At 60.6% G+C, this 26,703-nt stretch carries 24 protein-coding genes and 1 pseudogene; 13 read left to right on the top strand and 12 right to left on the bottom strand.

From position 1 onward, the window contains the following. Positions 1-189 precede the first annotated feature (189 nt). Positions 190-801: an HAD family phosphatase gene (locus tag ACUN0G_RS07580; RefSeq protein ID WP_445573026.1), complete on the top strand. Its 612-nt coding sequence runs from the start codon at positions 190-192 to the stop codon at positions 799-801. 110 nt (positions 802-911) lie between these two features. Then, positions 912-1,178, top strand: a complete 267-nt coding sequence (locus ACUN0G_RS07575) for a DUF4404 family protein (protein WP_445573025.1) — start codon at positions 912-914, stop codon at positions 1,176-1,178. Between the two features lie 126 nt (positions 1,179-1,304). Here ACUN0G_RS07575 and queF read toward each other — a convergent pair whose 3' ends face one another. Beyond that, positions 1,305-2,135 (bottom strand): NADPH-dependent 7-cyano-7-deazaguanine reductase QueF, encoded by an 831-nt coding sequence (gene queF / locus ACUN0G_RS07570; RefSeq protein WP_445573024.1) that lies wholly within the window; start codon positions 2,133-2,135, stop codon positions 1,305-1,307. A 57-nt stretch (positions 2,136-2,192) separates the two neighbouring features. Continuing rightward, on the bottom strand, positions 2,193-2,717 hold the full coding sequence (gene copI / locus ACUN0G_RS07565) for a copper-resistant cuproprotein CopI (protein WP_445573023.1): 525 nt from the start codon (positions 2,715-2,717) through the stop codon (positions 2,193-2,195). A 156-nt stretch (positions 2,718-2,873) separates the two neighbouring features. Here copI and ACUN0G_RS07560 point away from each other — a divergent pair, with 156 nt between their 5' ends. Together ACUN0G_RS07560 and ACUN0G_RS07555 are read left to right on the top strand one after the other, a co-directional pair. Continuing rightward, positions 2,874-3,554 (top strand): heavy metal response regulator transcription factor, encoded by a 681-nt coding sequence (locus tag ACUN0G_RS07560; RefSeq protein ID WP_421523867.1) that lies wholly within the window; start codon positions 2,874-2,876, stop codon positions 3,552-3,554. Further along, positions 3,554-4,906, top strand: coding sequence for a heavy metal sensor histidine kinase (locus ACUN0G_RS07555; RefSeq protein ID WP_445573022.1), 1,353 nt, complete (start codon positions 3,554-3,556; stop codon positions 4,904-4,906). The genes ACUN0G_RS07560 and ACUN0G_RS07555 overlap by 1 nt, the downstream gene beginning before the upstream one ends. A gap of 115 nt (positions 4,907-5,021) precedes the next feature. Here ACUN0G_RS07555 and ACUN0G_RS07550 read toward each other — a convergent pair whose 3' ends face one another. Genes ACUN0G_RS07550 through ACUN0G_RS07540 form a run of 3 tightly spaced genes read right to left on the bottom strand, consistent with a single transcriptional unit; the run spans position 5,022 to position 8,266 of the window. After that, the gene (locus ACUN0G_RS07550; RefSeq protein ID WP_258344419.1) at positions 5,022-6,266 is read right to left on the bottom strand and encodes a lipoprotein-releasing ABC transporter permease subunit; all 1,245 of its coding nucleotides are present in this window, start codon (positions 6,264-6,266) and stop codon (positions 5,022-5,024) included. A gap of 58 nt (positions 6,267-6,324) precedes the next feature. Then, on the bottom strand, positions 6,325-7,008 hold the full coding sequence (gene lolD / locus ACUN0G_RS07545) for a lipoprotein-releasing ABC transporter ATP-binding protein LolD (RefSeq protein WP_445573021.1): 684 nt from the start codon (positions 7,006-7,008) through the stop codon (positions 6,325-6,327). Between the two features lie 7 nt (positions 7,009-7,015). Further along, complete coding sequence (locus ACUN0G_RS07540; protein ID WP_063032243.1) at positions 7,016-8,266, bottom strand: lipoprotein-releasing ABC transporter permease subunit; 1,251 nt, start codon at positions 8,264-8,266, stop codon at positions 7,016-7,018. Positions 8,267-8,360: 94 nt separating this feature from the next. Between ACUN0G_RS07540 and ACUN0G_RS07535 the strand changes: the two genes are divergently transcribed. Both ACUN0G_RS07535 and ACUN0G_RS07530 read left to right on the top strand, forming a co-directional pair. Continuing rightward, the gene (locus tag ACUN0G_RS07535) at positions 8,361-8,945 is read left to right on the top strand and encodes a PilZ domain-containing protein (RefSeq protein WP_445573020.1); all 585 of its coding nucleotides are present in this window, start codon (positions 8,361-8,363) and stop codon (positions 8,943-8,945) included. Positions 8,946-9,011: 66 nt separating this feature from the next. Continuing rightward, on the top strand, positions 9,012-9,734 hold the full coding sequence (locus tag ACUN0G_RS07530; protein WP_017477211.1) for a glycerophosphodiester phosphodiesterase: 723 nt from the start codon (positions 9,012-9,014) through the stop codon (positions 9,732-9,734). Between the two features lie 42 nt (positions 9,735-9,776). On the opposite strand, the gene sthA is transcribed toward ACUN0G_RS07530, so the two are convergent. Beyond that, positions 9,777-11,171, bottom strand: a complete 1,395-nt coding sequence (sthA, locus tag ACUN0G_RS07525; protein WP_076017245.1) for a Si-specific NAD(P)(+) transhydrogenase — start codon at positions 11,169-11,171, stop codon at positions 9,777-9,779. A gap of 235 nt (positions 11,172-11,406) precedes the next feature. Here sthA and ACUN0G_RS07520 point away from each other — a divergent pair, with 235 nt between their 5' ends. Both ACUN0G_RS07520 and ACUN0G_RS07515 read left to right on the top strand, forming a co-directional pair. Next, on the top strand, positions 11,407-11,949 hold the full coding sequence (locus ACUN0G_RS07520; RefSeq protein ID WP_421523864.1) for a chalcone isomerase family protein: 543 nt from the start codon (positions 11,407-11,409) through the stop codon (positions 11,947-11,949). Positions 11,950-12,235: 286 nt separating this feature from the next. Beyond that, the gene (locus ACUN0G_RS07515) at positions 12,236-13,534 is read left to right on the top strand and encodes an MFS transporter (protein ID WP_201122311.1); all 1,299 of its coding nucleotides are present in this window, start codon (positions 12,236-12,238) and stop codon (positions 13,532-13,534) included. A 163-nt stretch (positions 13,535-13,697) separates the two neighbouring features. On the opposite strand, the gene ACUN0G_RS07510 is transcribed toward ACUN0G_RS07515, so the two are convergent. Then, entirely contained in the window at positions 13,698-15,161 is a 1,464-nt protein-coding gene (locus ACUN0G_RS07510) for a glyceraldehyde-3-phosphate dehydrogenase (RefSeq protein ID WP_023659083.1), read from the bottom strand. 339 nt (positions 15,162-15,500) lie between these two features. Here ACUN0G_RS07510 and mfd point away from each other — a divergent pair, with 339 nt between their 5' ends. Genes mfd through ACUN0G_RS07495 form a run of 3 tightly spaced genes read left to right on the top strand, consistent with a single transcriptional unit; the run spans position 15,501 to position 22,231 of the window. Further along, entirely contained in the window at positions 15,501-18,950 is a 3,450-nt protein-coding gene (mfd, locus tag ACUN0G_RS07505) for a transcription-repair coupling factor (protein ID WP_017477206.1), read from the top strand. 11 nt (positions 18,951-18,961) lie between these two features. Further along, complete coding sequence (locus tag ACUN0G_RS07500; protein WP_167662621.1) at positions 18,962-19,531, top strand: CsiV family protein; 570 nt, start codon at positions 18,962-18,964, stop codon at positions 19,529-19,531. A gap of 9 nt (positions 19,532-19,540) precedes the next feature. Next, positions 19,541-22,231 (top strand): DEAD/DEAH box helicase, encoded by a 2,691-nt coding sequence (locus tag ACUN0G_RS07495; protein ID WP_445573019.1) that lies wholly within the window; start codon positions 19,541-19,543, stop codon positions 22,229-22,231. Positions 22,232-22,324: 93 nt separating this feature from the next. Here ACUN0G_RS07495 and nagZ read toward each other — a convergent pair whose 3' ends face one another. After that, a complete protein-coding gene (nagZ, locus tag ACUN0G_RS07490; protein WP_003218962.1) occupies positions 22,325-23,335 on the bottom strand; it encodes a beta-N-acetylhexosaminidase in 1,011 nt (336 codons plus the stop codon). Positions 23,336-23,505: 170 nt separating this feature from the next. Further along, positions 23,506-24,213, bottom strand: a complete 708-nt coding sequence (gene psrA, locus ACUN0G_RS07485) for a transcriptional regulator PsrA (RefSeq protein WP_003218964.1) — start codon at positions 24,211-24,213, stop codon at positions 23,506-23,508. A 262-nt stretch (positions 24,214-24,475) separates the two neighbouring features. Here psrA and lexA point away from each other — a divergent pair, with 262 nt between their 5' ends. Both lexA and sulA read left to right on the top strand, forming a co-directional pair. Next, complete coding sequence (gene lexA / locus ACUN0G_RS07480) at positions 24,476-25,084, top strand: transcriptional repressor LexA (RefSeq protein WP_003172575.1); 609 nt, start codon at positions 24,476-24,478, stop codon at positions 25,082-25,084. Between the two features lie 10 nt (positions 25,085-25,094). Next, positions 25,095-25,568 carry an SOS-induced cell division inhibitor SulA gene (gene sulA, locus ACUN0G_RS07475; RefSeq protein ID WP_258344405.1) on the top strand — a complete coding sequence of 158 codons (474 nt, stop codon included), beginning with the start codon at positions 25,095-25,097 and terminating at the stop codon, positions 25,566-25,568. Positions 25,569-25,679: 111 nt separating this feature from the next. Here sulA and ACUN0G_RS07470 read toward each other — a convergent pair whose 3' ends face one another. The 3 genes and pseudogenes from ACUN0G_RS07470 to ACUN0G_RS07460 all read right to left on the bottom strand — a co-directional run. Then, positions 25,680-25,913, bottom strand: coding sequence for a hypothetical protein (locus ACUN0G_RS07470; RefSeq protein WP_177084693.1), 234 nt, complete (start codon positions 25,911-25,913; stop codon positions 25,680-25,682). Positions 25,914-26,021: 108 nt separating this feature from the next. Continuing rightward, the gene (locus tag ACUN0G_RS07465; RefSeq protein WP_445573018.1) at positions 26,022-26,543 is read right to left on the bottom strand and encodes a DUF6586 family protein; all 522 of its coding nucleotides are present in this window, start codon (positions 26,541-26,543) and stop codon (positions 26,022-26,024) included. A 40-nt stretch (positions 26,544-26,583) separates the two neighbouring features. Then, positions 26,584-26,661: pseudogene (locus ACUN0G_RS07460) on the bottom strand (outer membrane lipoprotein carrier protein LolA); the annotation flags it as partial. Positions 26,662-26,703: the final 42 nt, after the last annotated feature.

Raw genomic sequence — 26,703 nt, 5'->3', positions numbered from 1 at the left:
AACTCCTTGAATGGTCTGTCATGGGCGCTATGCCCTGAATGAGGCCGTCAGTATATGACGGAAGTGTCAGATTAGGCAGCCTTGCAGAAATGTCATTCAACAAATGCACAAAATTCCTACAATTGCTGAGGGTGTAACTTGCTTGTCATCCGCGTTCGATAGCGTTACTGCTATTTCAGGGACGTCGAAATGCCACACGCCGAAGTTGTTACTGCCAGCGCCCCGTCCTTGACGGCCGTACTGTTCGGGCTGAGTGGCTGTCTGGTAGATTTTGGTTCCCAGGCCCGTGCCGACTCCGCGCCTTCAAGCGATGCGCATGCCACTGTCGGCGCCCTGAAGATCCTGCGCAGCCTCGAAGAACAGCGCGTCTCTTGCGCATGGCTGGACGAGCTACCCCTTTCGGTTTCCACACCTCTGGCTGCCGGGCTGCCTCGCTGGATCAAGGCCACCAAGCCCTCCTCCACCCGCTGGCCCGCGCCCCACGCCTGCTGGCAGGCACTGATGGAGCTAAATATCGAGCGCCTGGAAGGCTGCGTCCTGGTCAGTGGCGAACCGCGCCTGCTGCAATCGGGGCTCAACGCCGGCCTGTGGACCATCGGCCTGGCGTCCTGCGGCTCGCTGTGCGGGCTTTCCCCGGAGCAATGGCAGGCGCTCAGCGAGAAGGAACGCGAGCATAAGCGCGCCAAAGCCACCGTCGCGCTCTATGGCCTGGGCGTGCATTCGGTAATCGACCACCTTGGCGAACTGCACACCTGCCTGGCCGACATCAGCCTGCGCCAGCTCAAGGGCGAGAAGCCCTGATCGAGATCATGCACAGTCGGCGCCAGTGGATTAATCTACAGGTCAGCCCATAGACCTTTCCCGGCGTGCCGCGGTCTATGCCAGTGCCTATCGATAAAAGGAAGAACGCCATGCCTGCCCGCGAACAACTGCAAGAACAGGTCAAAATTCTGCGCGAGCAATTGGATCAGAATCCAGAAATGCCCCAAGAAAAGCGCGAAGAGCTGCGAGATTTGATTGCTGAACTGGAAGTTCAGGAGCCACTGGAAGGTGCCATTCAGGATCCAAGCATCGCCGACGGTGTGAACCTGGCGGTAGAACGCTTCGAAATCGACCACCCAGGTATTGCCATGACCCTGCGCAGCATTGTGCAAACCCTGGGTAATATCGGGATTTAATAGCCGGACACCTATCAAATGTGGGAGCGGGCTTGCTCGCGAATGCGGTCCGTCAGCTGATACATAAGCTGGCTGATACACCGCTTTCGCGAGCAAGCCCGCTCCCACATTTGTTTTGTGTGAAGGCTACTGACGAGCCAGGCGCAGGTTTTGGAACTGCTGCTCTTCAGTACTGCGATACGGGTTGATATCCAGCCCGCCGCGACGCACATACCGCGCATACACCGTCAGTTTCTCCGGCTTGAGCAAGCGCTGCAGATCGAGAAAGATCCGCTCCACGCACTGCTCATGGAAGTCCGAATGCTGGCGGAAGCTCACCAGGTATTCCAGCAGGCTGGCATGATCCAGCGCCGCGCCCCGGTACTCCACCGCCACACTGCCCCAGTCAGGCTGACTGGTCACCGGGCAGTTGGACTTGAGCAGATGGCTGTGGACGCTCTCCTCCACCACGCGCGAATCGTCGCAGCGCAGCAGCTCAGGGCGCGGGTGCTCGTAGTTGCTGACGGTAATGTCCAGGTCATCAATGCACATACCCGGCAACGCGACCACGCCTTCAGCTTCAACCTCGCCCAGGCTGCGGATACGCACGCCAACCGGCTTGCCGGCAGCGGCACTCAGGTCGGTGCGCAAGGTGGCCTCAAGGCTTTGCACATCGACAAACGCGGTCTGGTTCAGCGAATTGAGGTACAGCTTGAACGACTTCGACTCGATGATGTTCGGCGAGTCGGCCGGGATACTGAATTCACCGATGGCCACCACGGGCTTGCCGGAGGGCAGCAGCCAGGACAGTTCGAAGCAGTTCCAGAAATCCACGCCTCTATACGGCAGGGTCTCGGCGCTCAGGCCCAACTCGGCCCACTTGGCGGCGCGAGGGATCGGGAACAGCAACGACGGGGTGTAGGTGGAGATGTATTCACTGGACTTGCCCAGCGGCGAATGTTCGGCTGCGGGATGCATGGCGGAAACCTGGCTAAATAAACGCGGCTATTCTACCCGCCTTTGCACCCCAGTTGCTTACTGGCTGACCGTCAGCTTGCCGACCATGCCCGCCTGATAGTGGCCGGGGATGTTGCAGGCAAACTCCAGGCCGGTGGCTTGAGTGAAGGTCCAGGTCAGTTCGGCAGTCTTGCCCGGTTCTACCAACACACTGTTGGGGTCGTCGTGTTTCATGCCGCCCATGTCGCCGTGGCCCATCGCACTGTGGTCCATTTTGCCCATGCCGGTGGCCGTCAGCATGCCGCTGGCCTGCATCTTGAGCATTTCTTGCTGATGCGCGGCGTGCATCGCTGCGTCGCCAATATTGAACTCGTGGAGCAACTGGCCTTTGTTGACCAGCACAAAGCGCACGGTCTCACCGGCTTTTACATCAATAGCCTTGGGCGAAAAGGAAATGTCCTGCAGTACCACTTCCACGGTGCGCGTGGCCTTGGCAGCCGGTGCAGCCTCACCGAAAGCGAAGGTTTCAGCCGGGGATGCCAGCACCGGAAGACTCAGCGTCATCAGGCAGCCAGCCAACAGCCAGGATTTACGCAAAAACATGGTCACACTCCAAAGGTTCGGAATCAGTCTGTGGGACACTTTACGAACGCGCCGCTGCCAGCCAGCTGACGGCCAGATTACAACTTTGTCAGCTTGAGCCTGCCGCCGGACCTGCGCTGTATAAAGTCTGTGTTCCCGTAAAACCATGAGCCGCCCATGAAACTGCTGATCGTCGAAGACCAACCGAAAACCGGCCACTACCTGCGCCAGGGCCTGGCCGAGGCCGGGTTCAACACCGAACTGGTGGCCGACGGCACCACCGGCCAGCACCTGGCGCTGACCGGTGACTACGACCTGTTGATCCTCGATGTGATGCTGCCAGGTCGCGATGGCTGGCAGATCCTCCAGGCTGTACGCAACGCTGGGCTCGACATGCCGGTACTGTTCCTTACCGCGCGAGATGCCGTGGAAGACAGGGTGCATGGCCTGGAACTGGGCGCCGACGATTACCTGGTCAAGCCCTTCGCCTTCTCCGAACTGCTGGCCCGGGTGCGCAGCCTGTTGCGCCGTGGCAGCAGCCCGCCTCAGGAAACCAGCCTGCAACTGGCCGACCTGCGCATGGACCTGATCCGCCGCCGGGTAGAACGCGACGGCCAACGCATCGACCTCACGGCCAAGGAGTTTTCCCTGCTGGAACTGCTGCTGCGCCGCCAGGGCGAAGTACTGCCCAAGTCGCTGATTGCCTCTCAGGTGTGGGACATGAACTTCGACAGCGACACCAACATCATCGAAGTCGCGATCCGCCGCCTGCGCCTGAAGGTCGACGATAACTTCCCCAACAAGTTAATCCATACCGTGCGCGGCATGGGCTATGTGCTTGAGGAGCGGTTCGGTTGATGAAACGGATTTCCCTGGCCAGCCGCCTGGCACTGCTATTTGCTGGCTGTACCGCCGTGGTTTCATTGCTGGCTGGCGTGCTGTTCAACCATGCCAGCGAGGCGCACTTTATCGAGTTGGACCAGCAACTGCTCGACGGCAAGCTGATAGCGCTGCGCAGCACATTGCAAGGTGCCGACACGCCCGAACGATTTGCCTTACGAGAAACAAAGCTGCGAGAGGAACTCAATCGCCAGCCCGACCTGGCCCTGCGCATCGCCGCCGGCGATCAGCGTTGGTTCGACGGCGCCCCCGGCGTCGCCTTGCCCCAGGGACCTGGCCTGCACAGCGTGCAGAACGCCGGCACCGATTACCGCGTGTACAACGCGCCGCTGATTCCTGGAAACGCTGACTCGCCACGACTAACGCTGATGCTCGACATCACCCACCACCAACATTTCCTGCAACGCATGCAGCATCTGATCTGGTTGACCGTCGGCCTTTCCGCCCTGGCCACTGCCCTGCTCGGCGCCTGGGCCGCCCGTAGCGGGTTGCGGCCACTGCGGCGCATGAGCGAAGTCGCCAGCGGCGTGTCTGCCCACTCCCTGACCCAGCGCTTGCCCCAGGAACAAATGCCCGTCGAACTGGCGGAACTGGCCCAGTCCTTCAACGCGATGCTCGGGCGCCTGGACGATGCCTTCCAGCGACTCTCGGCATTCTCTGCCGACATCGCCCATGAACTGCGCACGCCACTGTCGAATTTGCTGACACAGACTCAGGTCATCCTCACGCAGCCCCGGGCGCTCGAAGACTACCGCGAGGCCCTGCACAGCAACCTCGAGGAGCTGCAGTGGATGGCCCAGTTGGTCAACGACATGTTGTACCTGGCCAAGGCGGACCATGGACTGCTGGCGCCCAAGCGCGAAACCCTGGTGCTGGCGAACGAAGTGGATGCATTGCTGGAATTTTTCGCGCCGCTGGCGGAGGACGTCCAGGTGCGGTTGATTCGGGAAGGTGCCGCCAACACTTCAGGTGACCGCAGCATGTTGCGCCGGGCGATTTCCAATCTGCTGGATAACGCGTTGCGGTTCACCCCGCCGGGAGGCGACGTCAGTGTGCGGATTGTCGAGGGTATGCAAGGCGTGACGTTGAGCGTGGAAAACACCGGGGAAGGTATTCCAGAGGCGTTGTTGCCAAGGTTGTTTGACCGGTTTTATCGGGCAGATCCGGCGCGCCATGAAGGGAGCAGCGAGCATGCGGGGCTGGGGCTGGCGATTACCCAGTCGATTGTGCGAGCCCATGGAGGGCGGATTTTCTGTGAGTCGGGGGCGGGGTGGACGCGGTTTGTGATGGAGTTGCCGCGGGAGTATTGATGCAAGCTGCACCGGCCTCATCGCGGGCAAGCCCGGCTCCCACATTAGACTGAGTTGTCCTGGCGAACGCGGTCAAATGTGGGAGCTGGCTTGCCTGCGATAGCGATCTTAAGAGTTATGAATACCTGAGGGCATGCGCCGGCTCAATCTTCGCCGCCCGATACGCCGGATAAATCGTCGCCAAAAAGCTCAACACAAACCCTGCCGAGCAAATCAGCAACACATCCCCGCCCTGCAATTCCGAAGGCAGGTTGCTGACGAAATACACGTCCGAACTGAAGATGTGCTGCCCGGTGACCCGCTCCAGCCAACCCACCAGTTCACTGACGTTCAGCGCGGCAATCACGCCGAGAATGCCGCCGATCAAGGTACCGACGATCCCGATTACCGTGCCCTGCACCATGAAGATCGCCATGATCTGCCGTGGCGTGGCGCCAATGGTGCGCAGGATTGCAATGTCGGCGCCCTTGTCGTTCACCACCATGATCAAGGTCGCGATGATGTTGAACGCCGCCACCGCGACGATCATCAGCAACAGCAGGCCGATCATGGTCTTTTCCATCTTCATCGCGCTGAACAGGCTGCCCTGGGTGTGGGTCCAGTCGTCGGCCTTGTAGTCGGCGCCGAGGCTGGCGGCGATATCCGCCGAGACCTTGGGCGCGGCATACAAGTCTTTCACCGCCAGGCGCACGCTTTGCACCTGGTTCGGCTCCCAATGCTGAATCTCGGCGGCGTCGGCCATGTGGATCAAGGCCATGGAGCCATCCAGCTCAGCGCCTACCTTGAACACACCGACCACGTTCAACCGCTGCATGCGCGGGGTGATACCACCGGGCGCGCTGCTGATTTCCGGCACGATCAGGGTCAGCTTGTCGCCGACGTTCAGGCGGAAACGCCGGGCGGTGATCTCACCGATGACCACACCGAACTCGCCCGGTTTAAGGTCTTCAAGATGACCCTGAACGATATGCTGGGCCACAATCGACACCTTGCCTTCCTGGGCCGGGTCGACGCCGCTGATCTCGATCGGCTGCATCGCGCCTTTGTAGGAAAGCATGCCGTCCATCTGCGTGAACGGTACCGCAGCCGTGACTTCAGGATTCTTCATCGCGGCATCCGCCACCGGCTTCCAGTCGCTGATCGGCTTCACGCCAACGATGGTCGCGTGGGGCACCATGCCAAGGATGCGTGAACTCATTTCCCGCTGGAAACCGTTCATTACCGACAACACCACGATCATCGCCAGCACGCCCAGGGCGAGGCCGATCATCGAGGTCATCGAGATAAACGAAACAAAACGGTTGCGGCGCTTGGCGCGGGTATAGCGCGTGCCGATGAAAATCGATAACGGTCTGAACATTCGCGGGCACCGTTGAAAAAATAGAAAACCCGGCGCCGGGCGCCGGGCTTGAAACAGGTCAGATGGCGACCAGATGACCTTCCTGCAGGTGCAGCACACGGTCCATCTGGCGGGCCATGCTCATGTCATGGGTCACCACCAGGAACGCGGTGCGCATCTGGGTGCTCAGTTCCAGCATCAAGTCCTTGATGCCCTGGGCGGTGTGGGAGTCGAGGTTGCCGGTGGGCTCGTCGAGCATCACCAGGCCCGGGTTGTTGACCAGGGCACGGGCAATCGCCACACGCTGGCGCTCGCCGCCGGACAACTCAGCCGGTTTGTGCTCCAGGCGATGGCCCAGGCCGACCCGCTCCAGCAACGCCTTGGCACGCTGGCGCGCCTCGGGAATCGCGGTCTTGCCGATCAACAGCGGCATGCAGACGTTTTCCAGGGCGGTGAACTCGGGCAGCAAGTGGTGGAACTGGTACACAAAACCCAGCGAACGGTTGCGCAACTGGCCACGGGCCTTCTCGCCCAGGGCCGACAATTCTTCGCCAGCCAGCCAGACGCTGCCCTGGGACGGCGTATCAAGGCCGCCCAACAGGTTCAGCAAGGTACTTTTACCGGAACCGGAACTGCCGACGATCGCCACGCGCTCGCCCGGGTGCAGTTCCAGTTGCAGGTTGGACAGCACCACCACGGATTCCGGGCCTTCCTCGTAGGATTTGCCCAGGTTGCGGCAGCTCAGGATTGCTTTTTCAATCATGCCCGATTCACTCATAACGTAAAGCCTGCGCCGGCTGGGTACGTGCCGCGCGCCAGGCTGGATACAGGGTGGCAAGGAAACTCAGGACCAACGCGGCGGCGCCGACCATCAGCACGTCCTGGCTCTGCACCTGGGACGGCAAGTAGTCGATGAAGTAAACGTCGGAGTTCAAGAATTTGTGGCCGATCAACACTTCCAGCCCGGCGATGGCGGCACTCACGTTCAGCGCGGCGAGAATCCCCACCGCCGTACCGATCAAGGTACCGACCACGCCGATCACCGTGCCCTGGACCATGAAGATCGCCATGATCTGCCCCGGCGTGGCGCCAAGGGTGCGCAGGATCGCGATATCGCCCTTCTTGTCATTCACCACCATCACCAGCGTGGAAATGATGTTGAAGGCGGCGACGGCGACGATCAGCAGCAACAGCAGGCCGATCATGGCTTTTTCCATGCGGATGGCCTGGTACAGGTTGCCGTGGGTGCGGGTCCAGTCGCGGGCGTAGTACTGGTTTTCACCCAGGTGCTGGGCGATTTCCCACGAGGTACGCGGCGCGTCGAACAGGTCGTTGAACTTGAGGCGCAGGCCCTGCACTTGATCCGGCTTCCAGCGATGCAGGCGGGCCAGGTCGGTCAGGTTGGTGAGGCCCAGGTAGCCGTCGATCTCACCGGCGCCGACATGGAAGATGCCGACCACGGTAAAGCGCTTCATACGCGGAAACATGCCGGCCGGGGTCACGGTGACTTCCGGCGCGACGAAGGTCAGCTTGTCGCCGATGCCCACGCCGAGCTTGGCCGCAGCCTTGTCGCCGATAGCGATGCCAAAGCTGCCGGGCGACAAGTCGTCCAGTTTGCCCTGTTGCATGAAGTTATCGATGATCGAGACGTTGCGTTCCTGCGCCGGGTCGATGGCATTGAGCAGGACTTTCTGCACCTTGCCGTCGTTGGTCAACAGGCCCTGCATCTGGGTGAAGGGCGCAACCGCCAGCACTTTGGGGTTCTGCTTGACCTTGGCGGCCAGGCTTTGCCAGTCGCTGATGGGCTCACCCGACTCGATGGTCGCGTGGGGCACCATGCCCAGCACGCGGGTGCGCATCTCATGATCGAAGCCGTTCATCACCGACAGCACCACGATCATCACGACAACGCCAAGGGCGAGCCCGATCATCGAGGTCAAGGAAATGAACGACACAAAATGATTGCGACGTTTTGCACGGGTATAACGCGTGCCAATAAATACGAAGAGAGGTCTGAACATGTCGGGGCTTGTTCGGAGGAAAAGAAGACGTCCTTGTGGCGGGGTCAGGTAAGCAGCTTTACACTCAGACCATCACCGCTGCCTTGGGTTCGCCATGTCGACATTAGATGAAGAAGATCGCCGCGAATACTACCGTATCGAGGACATGATCGCACTGGAAATTACCCCGCTGTCGGGCCCGGAAGCGCTGAGCAAGGAAGTGTTGCTGGATGATTCGCCGCTGTTCAATCTGCTCAGCGAGTTGCACCTGAGTGAATTCGAATCCCAGCACCTGCTGCGCCAGATCGGCGAACGGGACCGAACCCTGGCCGCCTTCCTCAAAGTGCAGAACAAACGCATGGATTTGCTCAGCCAGATCATGGCGCAAAGCCTACTGGGCGAGATCGGTACGCCGCAACCCGTGGTCATCTCCGAAGGCGGCATCGAGTTCCTGAACCCCACGGCGATCCAGCCCGACAGCCACCTGGCGGTCAAGCTGGTGCTGATGCCGCAAGCCCTCGGCCTGTTGCTGCGGGCCAAGGTCACCCATTGCGACGCCAAGCCCGGCGGCTTCGAAATAGGCACGGAATTCGAAGCCATGACCGATGCCCAACGCCAGTTGCTGGCGCGCTATATCCTGCAGAAACAGGCCCAGGAACGGCGTCTGGCGCGGGAAAAAAGCGACGAATCCGACACCTGAATACGAACACTGAATGGCGCGTCGCGTCATCCATCCAGCCAGCAATCCTGGCGTAAAGGAGCAACTGTGACCCTGATTTATGGCCACCGCGGTGCCAAAGGCGAAGCACCGGAAAACACCCTGACCAGCTTCCAGGAATGCCTCAAGCACGGCGTGCGCCGTTGCGAACTGGATTTGCACCTGTCCATGGACGGCGAGCTGATGGTCATTCACGACCCGACGCTCAAGCGCACCACCGACCGGCGCGGCAAGGTCGTCGAGTATTCGGCCGCCGACCTGGTGAAGATGGACGCGCGCAAAGGCGGCCCGGGCTGGGTCAACCCCTGCCCGATCCCACGCCTGGAAGAGTTGTTCGAAAAATGCGATTTCGACCACTGGCAACTGGAAGTCAAAAGCGCATCGCGCACCCGCGCGGCAACCACCGTGCTGGCGATCCGGGAAATGGCTCAGCGTTTCGGGCTGATGGACAAGGTCACCGTGACCTCAAGCTCGCGGGAAGTGTTGAAAGCAGCGCTGGACCTCACTCCGGACCTGTCCCGCGGACTGGTAGCCGAATACGCCTGGCTCGACCCGTTGAAGGTCGCGGCCAACTATGGCTGTGAGATTCTGGCGTTGAACTGGACGTTGTGCACCCCTGAACGTCTGGAAAAAGCCCAGCGCCAGGGTTTGCACGTGTCCGTGTGGACGGTCAACGAACCCGCGCTGATGCGCAGGCTCGCCGACTTCGGCGTAGATAGCCTGATTACAGACTTTCCCGGTTTGGCCACTGCCACCCTCGGGAATTACTGAAATCGGTCTCCCCGGCCGGCTCAGGCCACCGGCCGGAGCCGCTCAAAAAAGCCGGTTGAGGCCGTCGTAGGCCGCTACCCGATAGGCTTCAGCCATGGTCGGGTAGTTGAACGTGGTGTTGACGAAATACTTGAGGGTATTTTGCTCACCCGGCTGGTTCATGATCGCCTGGCCGATGTGCACGATCTCCGACGCTTGATAGCCGAAGCAATGCACGCCGAGCACTTCCAGCGTCTCGCGGTGGAACAGAATCTTCAGCATGCCCTGGGGCTCACCGGCGATCTGCGCACGCGCCATGCTCTTGAAGAACGCCTTGCCGACTTCATAAGGCACCTTGGCCTTGGTCAGTTCATGCTCGTTCTTGCCGATGGAGCTGATCTCGGGAATCGTGTAGATCCCGGTCGGCACGTCGTTGACGTAGCGCCAGCTGCCGTTGTCGACAATGCTGCCAGCGGCCGAGCGGCCCTGGTCATGGGCGGCACTGGCCAGGCTTGGCCAGCCGATCACGTCACCGGCACCGTAGATGTTGGTCACGCAGGTGCGGTAGTTCTCGTCGACTTCGATCTGGCCACGGCTGTTGACCTTCACACCGATGTTTTCCATGCCCAGCTTGTCGGTGTTGCCGGTACGGCCGTTGCACCACAGCAAGGCGTCGGCCTTGATCTTCTTGCCGGATTTCAGGTGCAGGATCACGCCGTTGTCCAGGCCTTCGACCCGCTCGTACTCTTCGTTGTGGCGCACAGTGATGTTGTTGTTGCTGAAGTGGTAACTCAACGCCTGGGAAATTTCCGAGTCGAGGAAGCTCAGCAACTGGTCGCGGTTATCCACCAGCTCGACCAATACACCCAGGCCGCTGAAGATCGAGGCGTATTCACAGCCGATCACGCCGGCGCCATAGATGATCAGTTTGCGCGGGGTATGACCCAGGCTGAGGATGGTGTCGCTATCGTAGATACGCGGGTGGTGGAAATCGATATCCGCCGGGCGATACGGACGCGACCCGGTGGCAATGATGATGTGCTTGGCTACCAGCTTCTCGACCACGCCGTTGGCGCAGACCACTTCGACGGTTTGCTCGTCGGCGAAGCTGCCGGTGCCGAAGAACAGGTCGACGCGGTTACGGGCATAGAAGCCGGTACGCGATGCAACCTGCTTGGAAATGACTTTTTCAGCGCTCTTGAGCACGTCCGGGAACGAGAACCAGCGCGGCTCACCAATGGCCCGGAACATCGGGTTGGTGTTGAACTGCATGATCTGGCGCACCGAGTGACGCAAGGCCTTGGACGGGATGGTACCCAGGTGGGTGCAGTTACCGCCGACCTGGCGACGGCTATCGACCATCGCCACCTTGCGCCCTGCTTTGGCGGCGTTCATCGCCGCACCTTCTCCAGCTGGGCCGGAACCCAGTACCACTACGTCGTAGTTGTAGACAGCCATGCGTACTCCTCAGAACAGGCCAGGACGCACGGTTGGGCGCCTGGCTAAATCATGCCGCGGCCAGCGGTCATGAAGGATCAATGTGGCTCAAGTGTGTGAGCCGGGGCACAGTCTATAGAAGGCTCAACGCCGCGCACATTAACCCTTGGTCGCGTCGTAGGCCAGTTTTGCCTTTACTACACAGCGTTCGTTATTGAATTAACCTGTAGGCACGCACCTTTCAGGACGGGCCATTATGCGACATGTGATTGTTTGTTTATTGCTGATGTTTTCGGTCCCCGTGCTAGCGAATGAGGCTGAGCGTCTCAAACAAGCCGATTTTCCGGCGCAATCTCATCAACTGGTGCTGAAAAACCAGGCCGTCCTGACCTATCTGTGGGCAGATGTGTATGCAGCCGCACTGTTCGCCCAAGCTGACTTGAGCGCCAAACAGGCCCTGGACCGGCAAAAAGACCTGCGCCTGGAGCTGTATTACTTTCGCGATATCGACCGCAACGATGTCATCAAGGCCGCCACCGCCACCCTTGAACGCCAGCAAACGCCCGCCGCCCTCGCCCGCCTGAAACCTGAACTGGAGCAATTGCACAAAAGCTTTCGCGACATCCGCAGCGGCGACCGTTACGCGCTGGACTTCCAGCCTCAGCGCGGCCTGAACCTGGAAATCAACGGCAGCGTGGTATTCAGCAGCCACAATGACGAATTGGCCAAGGCTTACCTGGGAATCTGGCTGGCACCAAAAGGCTTGTCCGACAGCCTGCGAAACACCCTCCTCAACTGATCGCAAAAACCCTGTGGGGGCTGGCTTGCTCGCGAGTGCGGTGTATCAGCGGCTCATCAGCTGACTGACACACCGTTTTCGCGAGCAAGCCCGCTCCCACATTGGATTTTCATCACCCGGAGGCCTGCGGCAATTTGCCAGCTTGCTATCGGTTTTTTGTTGCCTGTGGTGGCTTATACACATATCGTTACAAAACTGTTCAGCGCCAGCCTCGTGCCAGAGCTTCAACAGCAAGGACGGTTGCGACCAGGGATTACTAACAAGATAGCCAAAATGAGTGCATGACATGTCCACTACAACGGGCAAGGGCAAGGCGATCTTTCGCGTTGTCAGCGGTAACTTCCTTGAGATGTTCGACTTCATGGTCTACGGCTTTTACGCCACGGCCATTGCCAAGACATTTTTCCCCACCGACAGCGCTTTCGCGTCCCTGATGCTGTCCCTGGCGACTTTTGGTGCGGGGTTCCTGATGCGTCCGCTGGGCGCGATTTTCCTCGGTGCCTACATTGACCGTCACGGCCGTAAAAAGGGCCTGGTCATCACCCTGGCGCTGATGGCCGCCGGCACCATCCTGATTGCCTGCGTTCCCGGGTACGCGACCTTGGGCGTCGCGGCGCCGTTGCTGGTGCTGTTCGGCCGCTTGTTGCAAGGTTTCTCCGCCGGTGTCGAACTGGGCGGCGTATCGGTGTACCTGGCGGAAATCGCCACTCCAGGCCGCAAAGGCTTCTTCGTCAGCTGGCAGTCCGCCAGCCAGCAAGCCGCCGTGGTATTCGCCGGTCTGTTGGGTGTGGGCCTGAACCACTGGCTCAGCCCGGAAGAAATGGGTGACTGGGGCTGGCGCGTGCCGTTCCTGATCGGCTGCCTGATCGTGCCGGTGATCTTCGTGATTCGTCGCTCCCTGGAAGAAACCCCGGAATTCCAGGCGCGTAAACACCGCCCTACCCTGCAGGAAATCGTCCGTTCGATCGGCCAGAACTTCGGCATCGTGATCGCCGGCATGGCGCTGGTGGTGATGACCACCGTGTCGTTCTACCTGATCACCGCCTACACCCCGACCTTCGGCAAGGCCGAATTGCACCTGTCGGATTTCGACGCGTTGCTGGTAACCGTGTGCGTCGGCATCTCCAACTTCATCTGGCTGCCGGTGATGGGTGCGGTGTCCGACAAGATCGGGCGTAAACCCTTGCTGCTGGGGGCGACTATTCTGGCGATCCTCACCGCTTATCCAGCGCTGTCCTGGCTGGTGGCCAACCCAAGCTTCAGCCATCTGTTGATCGTGCTGCTCTGGCTGTCGTTCCTGTATGGCTCGTACAACGGCGCGATGGTTGTAGCACTGACCGAAATCATGCCGGTAGAAGTGCGCACCACCGGTTTCTCCCTGGCCTACAGCCTGGCGACGGCGACCTTTGGCGGCTTTACTCCGGCGGCCTGCACCTACCTGATCCACGTGCTGGACAACAAGGCGGCACCGGGCATCTGGCTGAGCGGCGCGGCAGTGCTGGGCTTGATCGCCACATTGATCCTGTTCAAGGGCAACCGGCATGAACTGCGTACCGCGCAGGCTTCGATAGTCGGCGGCGCTTGATAGGCCGCTTTCGCGAGCAAGCCCGCTCCCACATTTGAAATGTATTCACAAATCAAAATGTGGGAGCTGGCTTGCCTGCGATGAGGCCGGTGCAAGCAACTCAAAAACAACAGACATAAAAAAGCCCCGAACCAGTCGGGGCTTTTTCATTTACCGCTGATGCTTAGCGCGGGAATGCTGGCGGGTTAACCCCGGCCATGTCTTCCATCACACGAACCACCTGGCAGCTGTAACCGAACTCGTTGTCGTACCAGACGTACAGAACAACGCGGTTATCCTGGGTAATGGTCGCTTCAGCGTCCACCACACCGGCGTGGCGCGAACCAACGAAGTCGGTGGACACCACTTCCTGCGAGTTGACGAAGTCGATTTGCTTATGCAGATCGGAGTGCAGCGCCATGTAGCGCAGGTACTCGTTCATCTCTTCACGGGTGGCGGCTTTCTCAAGGTTCAGGTTGAGAATGGCCATCGACACGTTCGGCGTCGGCACACGGATCGCGTTACCGGTCAGCTTGCCGGCCAACTCAGGCAGGGCCTTGGCAGCAGCGGTGGCAGCACCGGTCTCGGTGATTACCATGTTCAGCGCGGCGCTACGGCCACGGCGATCGCCCTTGTGGAAGTTGTCGATCAGGTTCTGGTCGTTGGTGTACGAGTGAACCGTTTCAACGTGACCGTTAACGATGCCGAACTTGTCGTTCACGGCTTTCAGCACCGGCACGATGGCGTTGGTGGTGCAGGAAGCGGCGGACACGATCTTGTCGTCAGCGGTGATTTCACCGTGGTTGATGCCGTGCACGATGTTCTTCAGCTTGCCCTTGCCAGGCGCCGTCAGGACAACGCGGTCGATACCCGGGCACGCCAGGTGCTGGCCCAGGCCCTCGGCATCACGCCACACACCGGTGTTGTCCACCAGCAGTGCGTCCTTGATGCCGTACTGGGTGTAATCCACCTCAGACGGGTTCTTCGCGTAGATCACCTGGATCAGGTTACCGTTGGCGGTGATGGTGTTGTTTTCTTCGTCGATGACGATGGTGCCGTTGAACGGACCGTGTACCGAGTCGCGACGCAGCAGGCTGGCGCGTTTGGTCAGGTCGTTTTCTGCACCTTTACGCACCACGATGGCACGCAGACGCAGGCCGTCGCCGCCACCGGTTTTTTCGATCAGGATGCGCGCCAGCAGGCGGCCGATACGACCGAAGCCGTACAGCACAACGTCGGTGCCTTTGCGGGCAGCAGCGTTTTGCTGGCCAACCACGTCGGCCATTTCTTCACGCACGAACTGCTCGGCGGTACGGCCAGCGCCTTCCTTGCGGAATTTGTAGGCCAGCTTGCCCAGGTCTACCGAGGCCGCGCCGAGCTTGAGCTCGCTCATGGCTTTAAGCAGGGGGAATGTTTCGTGGACGGAGAGTTCGCTGTCGTCGGCGGAACGATGGCGAGCAAAGCGATGAGCCTTGAGAATCGCGATGACTGATTGGTTGATCAGGCTGCGGCCATAGATCGAGCTCACCACGTTGTTATTGCGGTAGAGCTGACCGATAAGCGGAATCATCGCTTCAGCGAGTGCTTCACGGTCGATCCATTCACCAAGACACTGGTCGGGCTTCTGAGTCACGGGAACCTTCCACATGTAGGGGCAGAAAAAAGGGGCTACATTATGCCGCCCGACTGCCCTCGGAGCAATGCGCGACCCGCAACAAAACCCCTTGCAAAAAAATATCGCCCCGCTGGAGCCCAGTAAATACGTGGCTTCCAGCGCACCCCCTTCTGGGCCATTGTGACAAAGTGTCCGTAACCCTCCGAAACATACACCGATTTCGGCACTACATAATGAGTCAAAAGGCACCTTTGTTTGTCTTAGCCACTACATTTCCTACAAACCGTAATAGGCTCAGTCAGCAACTGACAGGCGGCACTCCGGGCCGTTACAATTACCGACTTTGTCGCAACGCTTGGAGCTCAACCTTCCGTGCCCGTTCTGCGTCTACCGCTTCTCCCTGCCGCGGCAGGTAAACAGCACTGGGGCAATCTGCCCGGTGCCGCCCTCAGCCTGGCCATTGCCGAGGCTGCCAGCGCTGCCAAGCGCTTTACCCTGCTGCTCACCGCCGACAGCCAAAGTGCCGAGCGGCTGGAACAGGAGCTGAGTTTCTTCGCCCCCGATTTGCCGGTATTGCATTTTCCGGACTGGGAAACCCTGCCCTACGATCTGTTCTCGCCGCACCAGGACATTATTTCCCAGCGCATCGCCAGCCTGTACCGCTTGCCGGAACTGGCCCACGGCGTGCTGGTGGTGCCGATCACCACGGCCCTGCATCGCCTGGCGCCGACCAAGTTTCTGCTGGGCAGCAGCCTGGTGCTGGATATCGGCCAGAAGCTCGACGTGGAACAGATGCGCACCCGGCTTGAGGCCAGTGGCTATCGCTGCGTCGACACGGTGTACGAGCACGGTGAGTTCGCGGTGCGTGGCGCGCTGATCGACCTGTTCCCGATGGGCAGCAAACTGCCTTACCGGATCGACCTGTTCGACGACGAAATCGAAACCCTGCGTACTTTCGATCCGGAAAACCAGCGCTCCATCGACAAGGTCGACTCGGTCAAGCTGCTGCCGGCCCGGGAGTTTCCGCTGCAAAAAGATGCGGTCACGCGCTTCAAGGCGCGTTTCCGCGAGCGCTTTGACGTGGACTTCCGCCGCTGCCCGATCTTCCAGGACTTGAGCAGCGGGATTACCCCCGCCGGTATCGAGTACTACCTGCCGCTGTTCTTCGACGAAACCTCGACCCTCTTCGATTACCTGCCCCAGGACACCCAAGTGTTCTCGCTGCCGGGCATCGAACAGGCGGCGGAGAACTTCTGGAATGACGTACGCAACCGTTATGAAGAACGCCGCGTCGACCCGTCCCGTCCTTTATTACCACCGGCCGAACTGTTCCTGCCGGTGGAAGACTGCTTTGCCCGCCTGAAAAACTGGCCGCGCGTAGTCGCCAGCCAACAGGACGTGGACGCCGGCGCCGGCCGCGAGCGCTTCCCAGCGCAAGCACTGCCGAACCTGGCGATTGAAGCCAAGGCCAACCAGCCACTGGAAGCGCTGTCGAATTTCCTCGGTGACTTTCCCGGCCGCGTGCTGTTTACCGCCGAGTCCGCCGGGCGCCGCGAGGTGCTGCTGGAGTTGCTGGAACGCCTGAAGCTGCGGCCGAAAACCGTCGATAGCTGGCCGGACTTTGTCGCGAGCAAGGATCGCCTGGCGATCACCATCGCGCCGCTGGACGAAGGCTTGCTGCTGGACGACCCGGCCCTGGCACTGATTGCCGAGAGCCCGCTGTTCGGTCAGCGGGTGATGCAGCGTCGCCGTCGCGAAAAACGCGCCGACGCCAACAATGATGCAGTGATCAAGAACCTCACCGAACTGCGCGAAGGCGCGCCGGTGGTGCATATCGACCACGGTGTGGGCCGTTACCTGGGCCTGCAGACCCTGGAGATCGATAACCAGGTGGCTGAATTCCTCACCATGGAATACGCCGAGGGCGCCAAGCTCTACGTGCCCGTGGCCAACCTGCACCTGATCGCCCGCTACACCGGCAGCGACGACGCCCTCGCGCCGTTGCACCGCCTCGGCTCCGAGACCTGGCAGAAAGCCAAGCGCAAGGCCGCCGAACAGGTACGCGACGTGGCTGCCGAGCTGCTCGATATCTATGCCCGCCGCGCCGCCCGTGAAGGTTATGCCTTTGCCGACCCGAAAGCCGACTACGCCACCTTCAGCGCGGGCTTCGCCTTCGAAGAAACCCCGGACCAGCAAACCACCATCGACGCCGTGCGCGCCGACATGCTGGCGCCCAAGCCGATGGACCGCCTGGTGTGCGGCGACGTGGGCTTCGGCAAGACCGAAGTGGCGATGCGCGCGGCCTTTATCGCGGTGCATGGTGGCCGCCAAGTGGCGATCCTCGTGCCGACCACCCTGCTCGCGCAGCAGCACTACAACAGCTTCCGCGACCGCTTTGCCGACTGGCCGGTGACCGTGGAAGTGATGAGCCGCTTCAAGTCGGCCAAGGAAGTGAACGCAGCCATCGCCGACCTGGCAGAAGGCAAGATCGACATTGTCATCGGCACTCACAAGCTGCTGTCGGATGACGTGAAGATCAAGAACCTCGGGCTGGTGATCATCGACGAAGAACACCGCTTCGGTGTTCGTCAGAAGGAACAGCTCAAGGCCCTGCGCAGTGAAGTCGACATCCTGACCCTCACCGCCACGCCGATCCCGCGCACGCTGAACATGGCAGTGTCGGGCATGCGTGACCTGTCGATCATCGCCACGCCGCCGGCGCGGCGTTTGTCGGTGCGCACCTTCGTCATGGAGCAGAACAAAAGCACGGTCAAGGAAGCCCTGCTGCGTGAGTTGCTGCGTGGCGGCCAGGTGTACTACCTGCACAACGATGTGAAAACCATCGAGAAATGCGCCGCCGACCTCGCCGAACTGGTACCGGAAGCGCGGATCGCCATCGGCCACGGGCAGATGCGCGAACGCGAACTCGAACAGGTGATGAGCGACTTCTACCACAAGCGCTTCAACGTGCTGATCGCCTCGACCATCATCGAGACCGGCATCGACGTGCCGAGCGCCAACACCATCATCATCGAGCGCGCCGACAAGTTCGGCCTGGCCCAGCTGCACCAGCTGCGCGGCCGGGTTGGGCGCAGTCACCACCAGGCGTACGCCTATTTGCTGACGCCGCCGCGCCAGCAGATCACTTCCGACGCCGAGAAGCGCCTGGAAGCGATAGCCAACACCCAGGACCTTGGCGCCGGCTTTGTGCTGGCCACCAACGACCTGGAAATCCGTGGTGCCGGTGAACTGCTGGGGGATGGCCAGAGCGGGCAGATCCAGGCCGTGGGTTTCACCCTTTACATGGAAATGCTCGAGCGGGCAGTAAAAGCCATCCGCAAGGGCGAGCAACCGAACCTCGACCAACCGCTGGGTGGCGGCCCGGAAATCAACCTGCGCTTGCCGGCATTGATTCCCGAAGACTACCTGCCGGATGTACATGCGCGGCTGATCCTGTACAAGCGCATCGCCTCGGCCACCGACGAAGACGGTCTCAAGGACCTGCAAGTGGAGATGATCGACCGTTTCGGCCTGTTGCCGGAACCGACCAAGAACCTGGTACGCCTGACCCTGCTCAAATTGCAGGCCGAGCAACTGGGCATCAAGAAGGTCGACGCCGGGCCGCAAGGTGGGCGTATCGAGTTCGAAGCGCAGACGCCGGTGGACCCACTGGTGCTGATCAAGCTGATTCAGGGCCAGCCCAATCGCTACAAGTTCGAAGGGGCTACGCTGTTCAAATTCATGGTGCCGATGGAACGCGCCGAAGAACGCTTTAATACACTGGAGGCGCTGTTTGAGCGCCTCATCCCGAAATCTGCTTGAAGGACGCCCCAATGCGCCTGTTCCGCATTTTGAGCTTGTTGTTGGTGGTCGTTGCGCCTTCGGCGTTTGCCGACAGCCCGTACCTGGTGGAGATGATCCTGGTGCGCCAGAACGCCGAGCCGGTGATCAATAGTCGTGCGGCGCCGGAAGACTGGGACGCGGGCGCCCCTCGCCTGCCGGCCGACAAAATGAGCCCGCCGCGGCTGGGCAACATCGTCGACAAGCTCAGTGCCGACAATAACTACACCGTGTTGCTGCACCGGGCCTGGGATCAGAACCTCGGTGAACAACCGGTGAAGCTGGCCATCAGCGACGGCCAGGAACAGTTCGGCCAGTTCCCCATCGAAGGTACCCTGAGCCTGCAGCTCGGGCGCTTTACCGATATCGACGCCGACTTCTGGGTCAACCAGTTCGACGCCAACGGCAGTGTCATTGCCAGCGAACACCTCAGCCAGCAAGACGTGCGCACCAAGAACAACCAGCTCAACTACCTGGACGGCGGCCACCTCGCCCTGCTGATCAAGATCACTTCGCTGACCGCCAAGCCGCCCAGCGCACCACCGCCCGACGTCCAGGACTGATCCAGCACCATGCCCCTGACGTCGTCGTTGACCAAACCCCTGGCCCCTTCGTGGGCCAATCGCTTTAAAGAGCAAAGCCTTGAGCGCGGCCGACGCTACGCCCTGGAAAACCGTGTGCGCATCGTCGAGTCCGGCGACAGCACCATCATTGCCAGTTGCGAAGGCTCGGGCGGCAACGTCTACCGCCAGACCATCTCGCTGCGCGAATCCGCCAAGGGCACGTTGATCCTGGTGGACAACCGCTGCACCTGCCCCGTGCACACCAACTGCAAACACATCGCGGCGGTGCTGCTCAAGGTCCAGGAAACCCTGGCCTACCCGGCGGCGGCCCAGGATGCCGAGTTGCTGGAGAAGCTCCAGGCGGTGCTGGATAACCGCGTGGTATTGCCGCAAGTGGTGATGGAAGACGTACAACCGGTGCCGCGCCTATGGCTGGCGAGTATCGAATTCAGCGCCTTCGAACCGCGCAACGGCAAGATGCAGCGTTATATCCAGCACCGCGCGGCGTTGTCCTTCAACTATCTGGGCAACTACGTCAGCGGCCAGAAGAACGCCGACATTATCGTGCGTCAGGAACAGCAGAGCCTGCGGATCAAGCGCCACCCCGAGGTAGAGCAGCAGTTCCGCGAACAACTGCGCCTGCTGGGCTTCAAGATCGCCACGCGCCAGAGCAAGGCCCTGCCGGAAAGCGCCGGTGAGCTGTTCGAGATGGTCAACGACAGCGCGTGGCTGAACTTCACCCTGAATGCCTCGCCGAACCTGCGCGCCCAGGGCTGGGAACTACAGATCGATGAAGATTTCGGCTTCGACCTGAGCGCCGTCGACGACTGGTACGCCAGCGTCGACGAAGTGCCGGAGCGTGACTGGTTCGACCTGGAACTGGGGATCATCGTCAACGGCGAACGCCTGAGTCTGCTGCCGATCCTGCTGAACCTGATGCGCTCCCACACCGAGATCCTCAACCCGGAAAAACTCGCCCGGCGCCGCGATGACGAACTGATCCTGGTGAACATTCCCGGCCTGCCCAACGGCCACGGCCCGCTGCAAGTGGCACTGCCTTACGGCCGGCTGAAACCGGTGCTGGCGACCCTGGGCGAGTTCTATCTGCAAGAGCCCGGCACCACCGCACTGCGCCTGGCCAAGGCCGATGCCATTCGCCTGAACCCGCTGGAAGACTTGCCGCTGCAATGGGAAGGCGGCGAAAAGATCCGCAACTTCGCCCAGCGATTGCGGGACATCAAGGATTTCAGCTGCGAGGCGCCTGAAGGCTTGAACGCGACGTTGCGACCTTACCAACTGGAAGGCCTGAGCTGGATGCAGTCGCTGCGCCAGCTCGACGTCGGCGGGATTCTTGCGGACGACATGGGCCTGGGCAAAACCCTGCAAACCCTGGCGCATATTCTCAGCGAGAAAATCGCCGGGCGCCTCGACCGGCCGTGCATGGTGGTGATGCCCACCAGCCTGATCCCGAACTGGCTCGACGAAGCGGCACACTTCACACCGCAGCTCAAAGTATTGGCGTTGTACGGCGCCGGGCGTAAGAAACATTTCCCTCAGTTGCAGGACTACGACCTGCTGCTGACCACCTACGCCCTGCTGCCCAAGGACATCGAGCAACTGGCTGCCCTACCCTTGCACGTGCTGATCCTCGACGAAGCGCAGTACATCAAGAACCCCAACAGCAAGGCCGCCCAAGCGGCCCGCGAGCTGAACGCCCGCCAACGCCTGTGCCTCAGCGGTACACCGCTGGAAAACCACTTGGGCGAGCTGTGGTCGCTGTTCCACTTCCTGCTGCCAGGCTGGTTGGGAGATGTGAAGAGCTTCAACCGCGATTACCGCGTGCCAATCGAAAAACGCGGCAGCGATGTGCGATTGCAGCACCTTAATGGTCGGATCAAGCCGTTCCTGTTGCGCCGTACCAAGGAGCAGGTGGCGACGGAGTTGCCGCCCAAGACCGAGATCATTCATTGGGTCGACCTCAACGAAGCCCAGCGCGACGTGTACGAGACCATGCGCCTGGCGATGGACAAGAAAGTCCGCGACGAGATCACCCGCAAAGGCGTGGCCCGCAGCCAGATCATCATCCTGGAAGCGCTGCTCAAGTTGCGCCAAGTGTGCTGTGATTTACGCCTGGTCAATGATGCGACATTGCCGGCGAAGGGCAGCAGCTCGGGCAAGCTCGACAGCTTGATGGAGATGCTCGAAGAGTTGTTTGCCGAAGGCCGCAGGATTTTGCTGTTTTCCCAGTTCACCTCGATGCTGAGCCTGATCGAAGCAGAGCTGAAGAAACGTGGCGTTGCCTATGCGCTGTTGACCGGGCAAACCCGGGATCGGCGCACGCCGGTGAAAGACTTCCAGAGCGGCAAGCTGCAGATATTCCTGATCAGCCTGAAGGCCGGTGGCGTCGGGCTTAACCTGACGGAAGCCGACACGGTGATTCACTACGACCCGTGGTGGAACCCGGCCACGGAAAACCAGGCGACCGACCGTGCGTATCGTATTGGCCAGGAGAAGCCGGTGTTCGTCTACAAGATGATTGCCCGGGGCACCGTGGAAGAGAAGATCCAGCATTTGCAGAAGGAAAAGTCTGATCTGGCGGCGGGCGTTCTGGATGGGCGGACGACGGGGGATTGGAAGCTGGGGAATGAGGATATCGAGGCGTTGTTTGCGCCGTTGCCGCACAAGCAGGAAAAGCGCTGACATTAAGATCGCCATCGCGGGCAAGCCCGCTCCCACATTTGGAATGCATTTCCCTGTGGGAGCTGGCTCGCCTGCGATGGACGCGACGCGGTCTTAATCAATCAATTGAGCATCTCGCAGCGCACCCAACGCCGCCAGCCAACGCGGATCCTGCTTGTACTCGGTCGAAGCCACCGCTTGGCCCCGCATCCGCGCGATACGCGCCGATGGTGTGACCTTCATGCGCTGGGCAGCACTCAGGGCCAATTCAGCGGCCGCGCGGTCGTTGCACACCAACCCCATGTCGCAACCGGCAGTCAACGCAGCCTCGATACGGCTCGCAGCATCACCGACCACATGGGCACCCGCCATCGACAGGTCGTCACTGAAGATCACCCCGTCGAACTGCAACTCACCGCGCAGGATGTCCTGCAGCCAGCGCCGGGAAAAGCCGGCTGGTTGCGCGTCGACCTGTGGATAAATCACGTGGGCCGGCATGACGGCCGCCAACTGCTTGCTCAGGCGTGCGAAAGGCACCAGGTCATTGGCGCGAATCTGCTCCAGGCTGCGCTCGTCATTGGGAATGGCGACGTGGGAATCGGCTTCAGCCCAGCCGTGACCGGGGAAGTGTTTGCCGGTGGCCGCCATGCCGGCGCTGTTCATCCCGCGGATAAAGGCACCGGCAAGCACGGCGGCACGCTCGGGGTCGCCTTCGAATGCGCGCGTGCCCACGACTGCGCTGCGCTGGTAATCGAGGTCCAGCACCGGCGCGAAGCTCAGGTCCAGGCCGACTGCCAGCACTTCTGTCGCCATGATCCAGCCGCACTGCTCGGCCAGTTGCTCGGCATTCGGGTTGTCGGCCAAGGCGCGCATCGCCGGCAGGCGGACGAACCCCTGGCGCAAGCGCTGAACGCGGCCGCCTTCCTGATCGACCGCCAGCAGCAGGTCCGGGCGCACGGCGCGAATCGCGGCGCTCAACTCACGCACCTGGCGCGGGTGCTCGATGTTGCGCGCAAAAATGATCAGGCCGCCCACCTCGGGCTGGCGCAACAAGTGGCGATCTTCAGCCGTCAGCCAGGTACCGGCGACGTCCACCATCAAAGAGCCTTGCAGGGCTTGGGTCATAAAGCTTCCTTAAATAACGCGCGCAGCCCGGAGCCCTCACGAGATCGCATCGCCAGGATTGAACCTGGAAACGGACGCTCAGCGGGAGCAACGGGCTGTGGGTAAATAGCTGAAATCGGCATGGGCGGCTAGCTTAGCGGATGCAAGCGGCCGCGCACACCCGGACGGGGTTAAACCTTGGCCGGTACCGGTACCGACTTGCTGCGGGGACGCAACTGGGCGGCGGCCATGGCCTGGTCGGTAACGCCGGTTTCGGCACGCATGCCGGCAGCGAGAAACGGCACCATCAGGCGCATCACCTGCTCGATGGAGGTGTTCACGCCAAAGTCGGTCTCGGCAATCGCACGCAGGGCCTTGATCCCGGACATGCTGAACGCCGCGGCACCGAGCATGAAGTGCACGCGCCAGAACAGCTCGATCGGCGGAATACGCGGTGCGGCTTCGTTGACCAGCAACATATAGCGGCGGAACACCTTGCCGTACATGTCTTCCAGGTAGCGACGCAGGTGACCCTGGCTCTGGCTGAATGCCAGGCCCAACAGGCGCATGAAGATCGACAGGTCGTTGCCGCTGCGAGGCTGGACCACCAGGGCTTGTTCTACGAGGATTTCCAGCAGGTCTTCCAGGCTTGGCTTGTTTTCAGGCTTGGCCTGGCGACGCTCCAGCTCACGGTCGAGGCTGATACAGAAAGGCCCCAGGAACCGAGAGAACACGGCCTGGATCAGCGCCTTCTTGGAGCCGAAGTGATAGTTCACTGCTGCCAGGTTGACCCCGGCCTTGCTGGTGATCAGCCGCAATGAGGTTTCAGCAAATCCTTTTTCCGCGAACAACTGCTCGGCAGCATCGAGAATGCGTTCAACGGTTTCCGACTGGGCCATGGCTACTCCGCCTGACAAACACTTGTTTGAAACATACGTTTCAAGCTGTGTCTTGTCAAGCCTGCAGGTCGCTTTGCGGCTGGTCGGTCACCGATTTCATGGCCATTTAATCACATTCGCCAAGGTCTGTAGGCAGTGCTGTTTACAGCCTGTAGGACGTATGACAAACGACCGTCCAGCGGAGTGACTGAAAACGGTGATTGCCAAGCGCAGTCCACTGTATATAATCCCAGTCACTGTATAAAAAGACAGAGCGATCAACATGCTAAAACTGACGCCACGCCAAGCTGAGATTCTGGCTTTTATCAAGCGCTGCCTCGATGACAACGGCTACCCGCCGACCCGAGCGGAAATTGCGCTGGAACTGGGATTCAAGTCGCCCAACGCTGCTGAAGAACACCTCAAGGCCCTCGCCCGCAAAGGTGCGATCGAGATGACCCCGGGTGCCTCACGGGGCATTCGTATCCCTGGCTTCGAAGCCAAGGCCGACGAGTCGACACTGCCGATTATCGGGCGGGTCGCAGCCGGTGCGCCGATCCTGGCGCAACAGCACGTCGAGGAATCCTGCAATATCAACCCGACGTTCTTCCATCCCCGTGCCGACTACCTGTTGCGAGTCCACGGCATGAGCATGAAGGACGTGGGTATTTTCGACGGCGACCTGCTGGCCGTCCATACCACACGTGAAGCCCGCAATGGCCAGATCGTCGTCGCCCGTATTGGCGATGAAGTGACGGTCAAACGCTTCAAGCGCGAAGGCAGCAAGGTCTGGCTACTGGCCGAGAACCCTGAGTTTGCGCCGATTGAAGTGAACCTGAAGGATCAGGACCTGGTGATTGAAGGCTTGAGCGTCGGCGTTATTCGCCGCTAACGGAGGCATCATGCAGTTCCTACAGACCCCACAACACACTCAGCTGTCGCTGTTTGAGGCCTTTATGGCCCAGCCCCTTGCGCCCATCCTCAAGGAAACGGTCGAAGCGCCCTGGAGCGCCGAACCTGAGGCGTTCAGTGAACTGTCGTTGCGCGGTGCTGCCGGGAGCTGCCTGAGCCTGCTGGCGCCGATCCTTCGCGAATTGAGCGAGGAACAGGATGCACGCTGGCTGACGCTGATCGCCCCACCGTCCAGCCTGACCCAGGCCTGGCTGCGGGACGCAGGCCTGAACCGCGAACGCATTCTGTTGCTGCAACCCCGCGGAGCCCAAAGTGCCCAGCAGTTGACCTGCGAAGCCTTGCGCCTGGGCCGTAGCCATACGGTGGTCAGTTGGCTGAACCCACTGACCACAGCGGCCAGGCAACAACTGATCAGCGCCGCACGTACGGGCGATGCACAGAGCTTGAACATTCGGTTGGGATAAAACGATGCGCGGATAATTGACGGTTATCAGTGTCCGCCATGACGCAAGGCTTCTTCAGGATTGAGAAGCCGATCTGCACGATTGAACCTTACAAAAAGCCGACAAACGGACTCAGTGAAGAATCCGCGAACCGTCTTCTTTCTCCGGCTCGCCTTCAGCCAGGCGCCCTGCCATTTGCACACCGACGCTCAGCATGGCTTTTGCCACTTCCACGTGCTGGCCTTGCAGGAACGCTTTTGCGTCTTCGGAAAAATCCAAAATAACCAGAGAACCCTCGTCCTCAGCCCGGCGCAGCTCGATTCGGCCGTCGGGCAATTCAACAATTTCCAGAAAGGACGTTGGCATAAAAGTCTGTTCTCCACGAAAGGCCGGCATTATATCAGTCATCAGCGCGGCCTCGCTCAGGATCTGGACAGCTTTCTTTACGGCTTGATGAATGGTGCCCGACTTAACTCAGCACTCGTTCAATCCATCCCGAAACCGAATGGCCAGTTTCTTCAACTCCTGCCTCCAGCTTTCCAGCTCCTCTCGGCTTAATGGCTCAGGCCCTTCATCGTCCAGGCTCACGGCCACGATCAGCGGCTGGGTCACATCGCCTTTGGGGGTGTGTTTCACCCGTGGAGGCTGAAACATATCGGCGTGGGCTACCAGCAATCGGGCCAGCCAGCTGTCCGGGCTCTGCGCCATCTCAACCAACTCGGCCAACTCAGGGATGGCCATGGTCTCCAGCACGTCACGGTTGATGATCATCTCTGCACGCGGTGAGCCGGCCTGAGGCAAGCGATAGAACCCGGCAATTTCATGGCACAAGCCAAGCAAGGCGCCATAGAGGTGGAACAGCGCCGCTTCACGCCCGGCCTGTACCAGCGCGATAGCGTTCATCTCCTTTCCTTCCTCGGCACGGCCAAGGGCTTCCAGGGACAAACCCGCGAAGTAAATTTTCTGGTTGGTACGGGTATAGAGTTCGTTGGCCATGAAGGCAGTCTCCACAACGAATAAGGCGTGATGCTGGCTGTGTAGGAGCGAGCTTGCTCGCGAAAAACCTGAGAGCACCGTGGGGTGTCAGGTTTCCCGCGTTATCGTTAACGACCATCGCGAGCGAGCTCGCTCCTACATAGAGCCATAGCCTTCACAG

This window comes from Pseudomonas sp. 32A (assembly GCF_052682255.1).
This window is presented reverse-complemented; position numbering and strand designations above follow the sequence as displayed.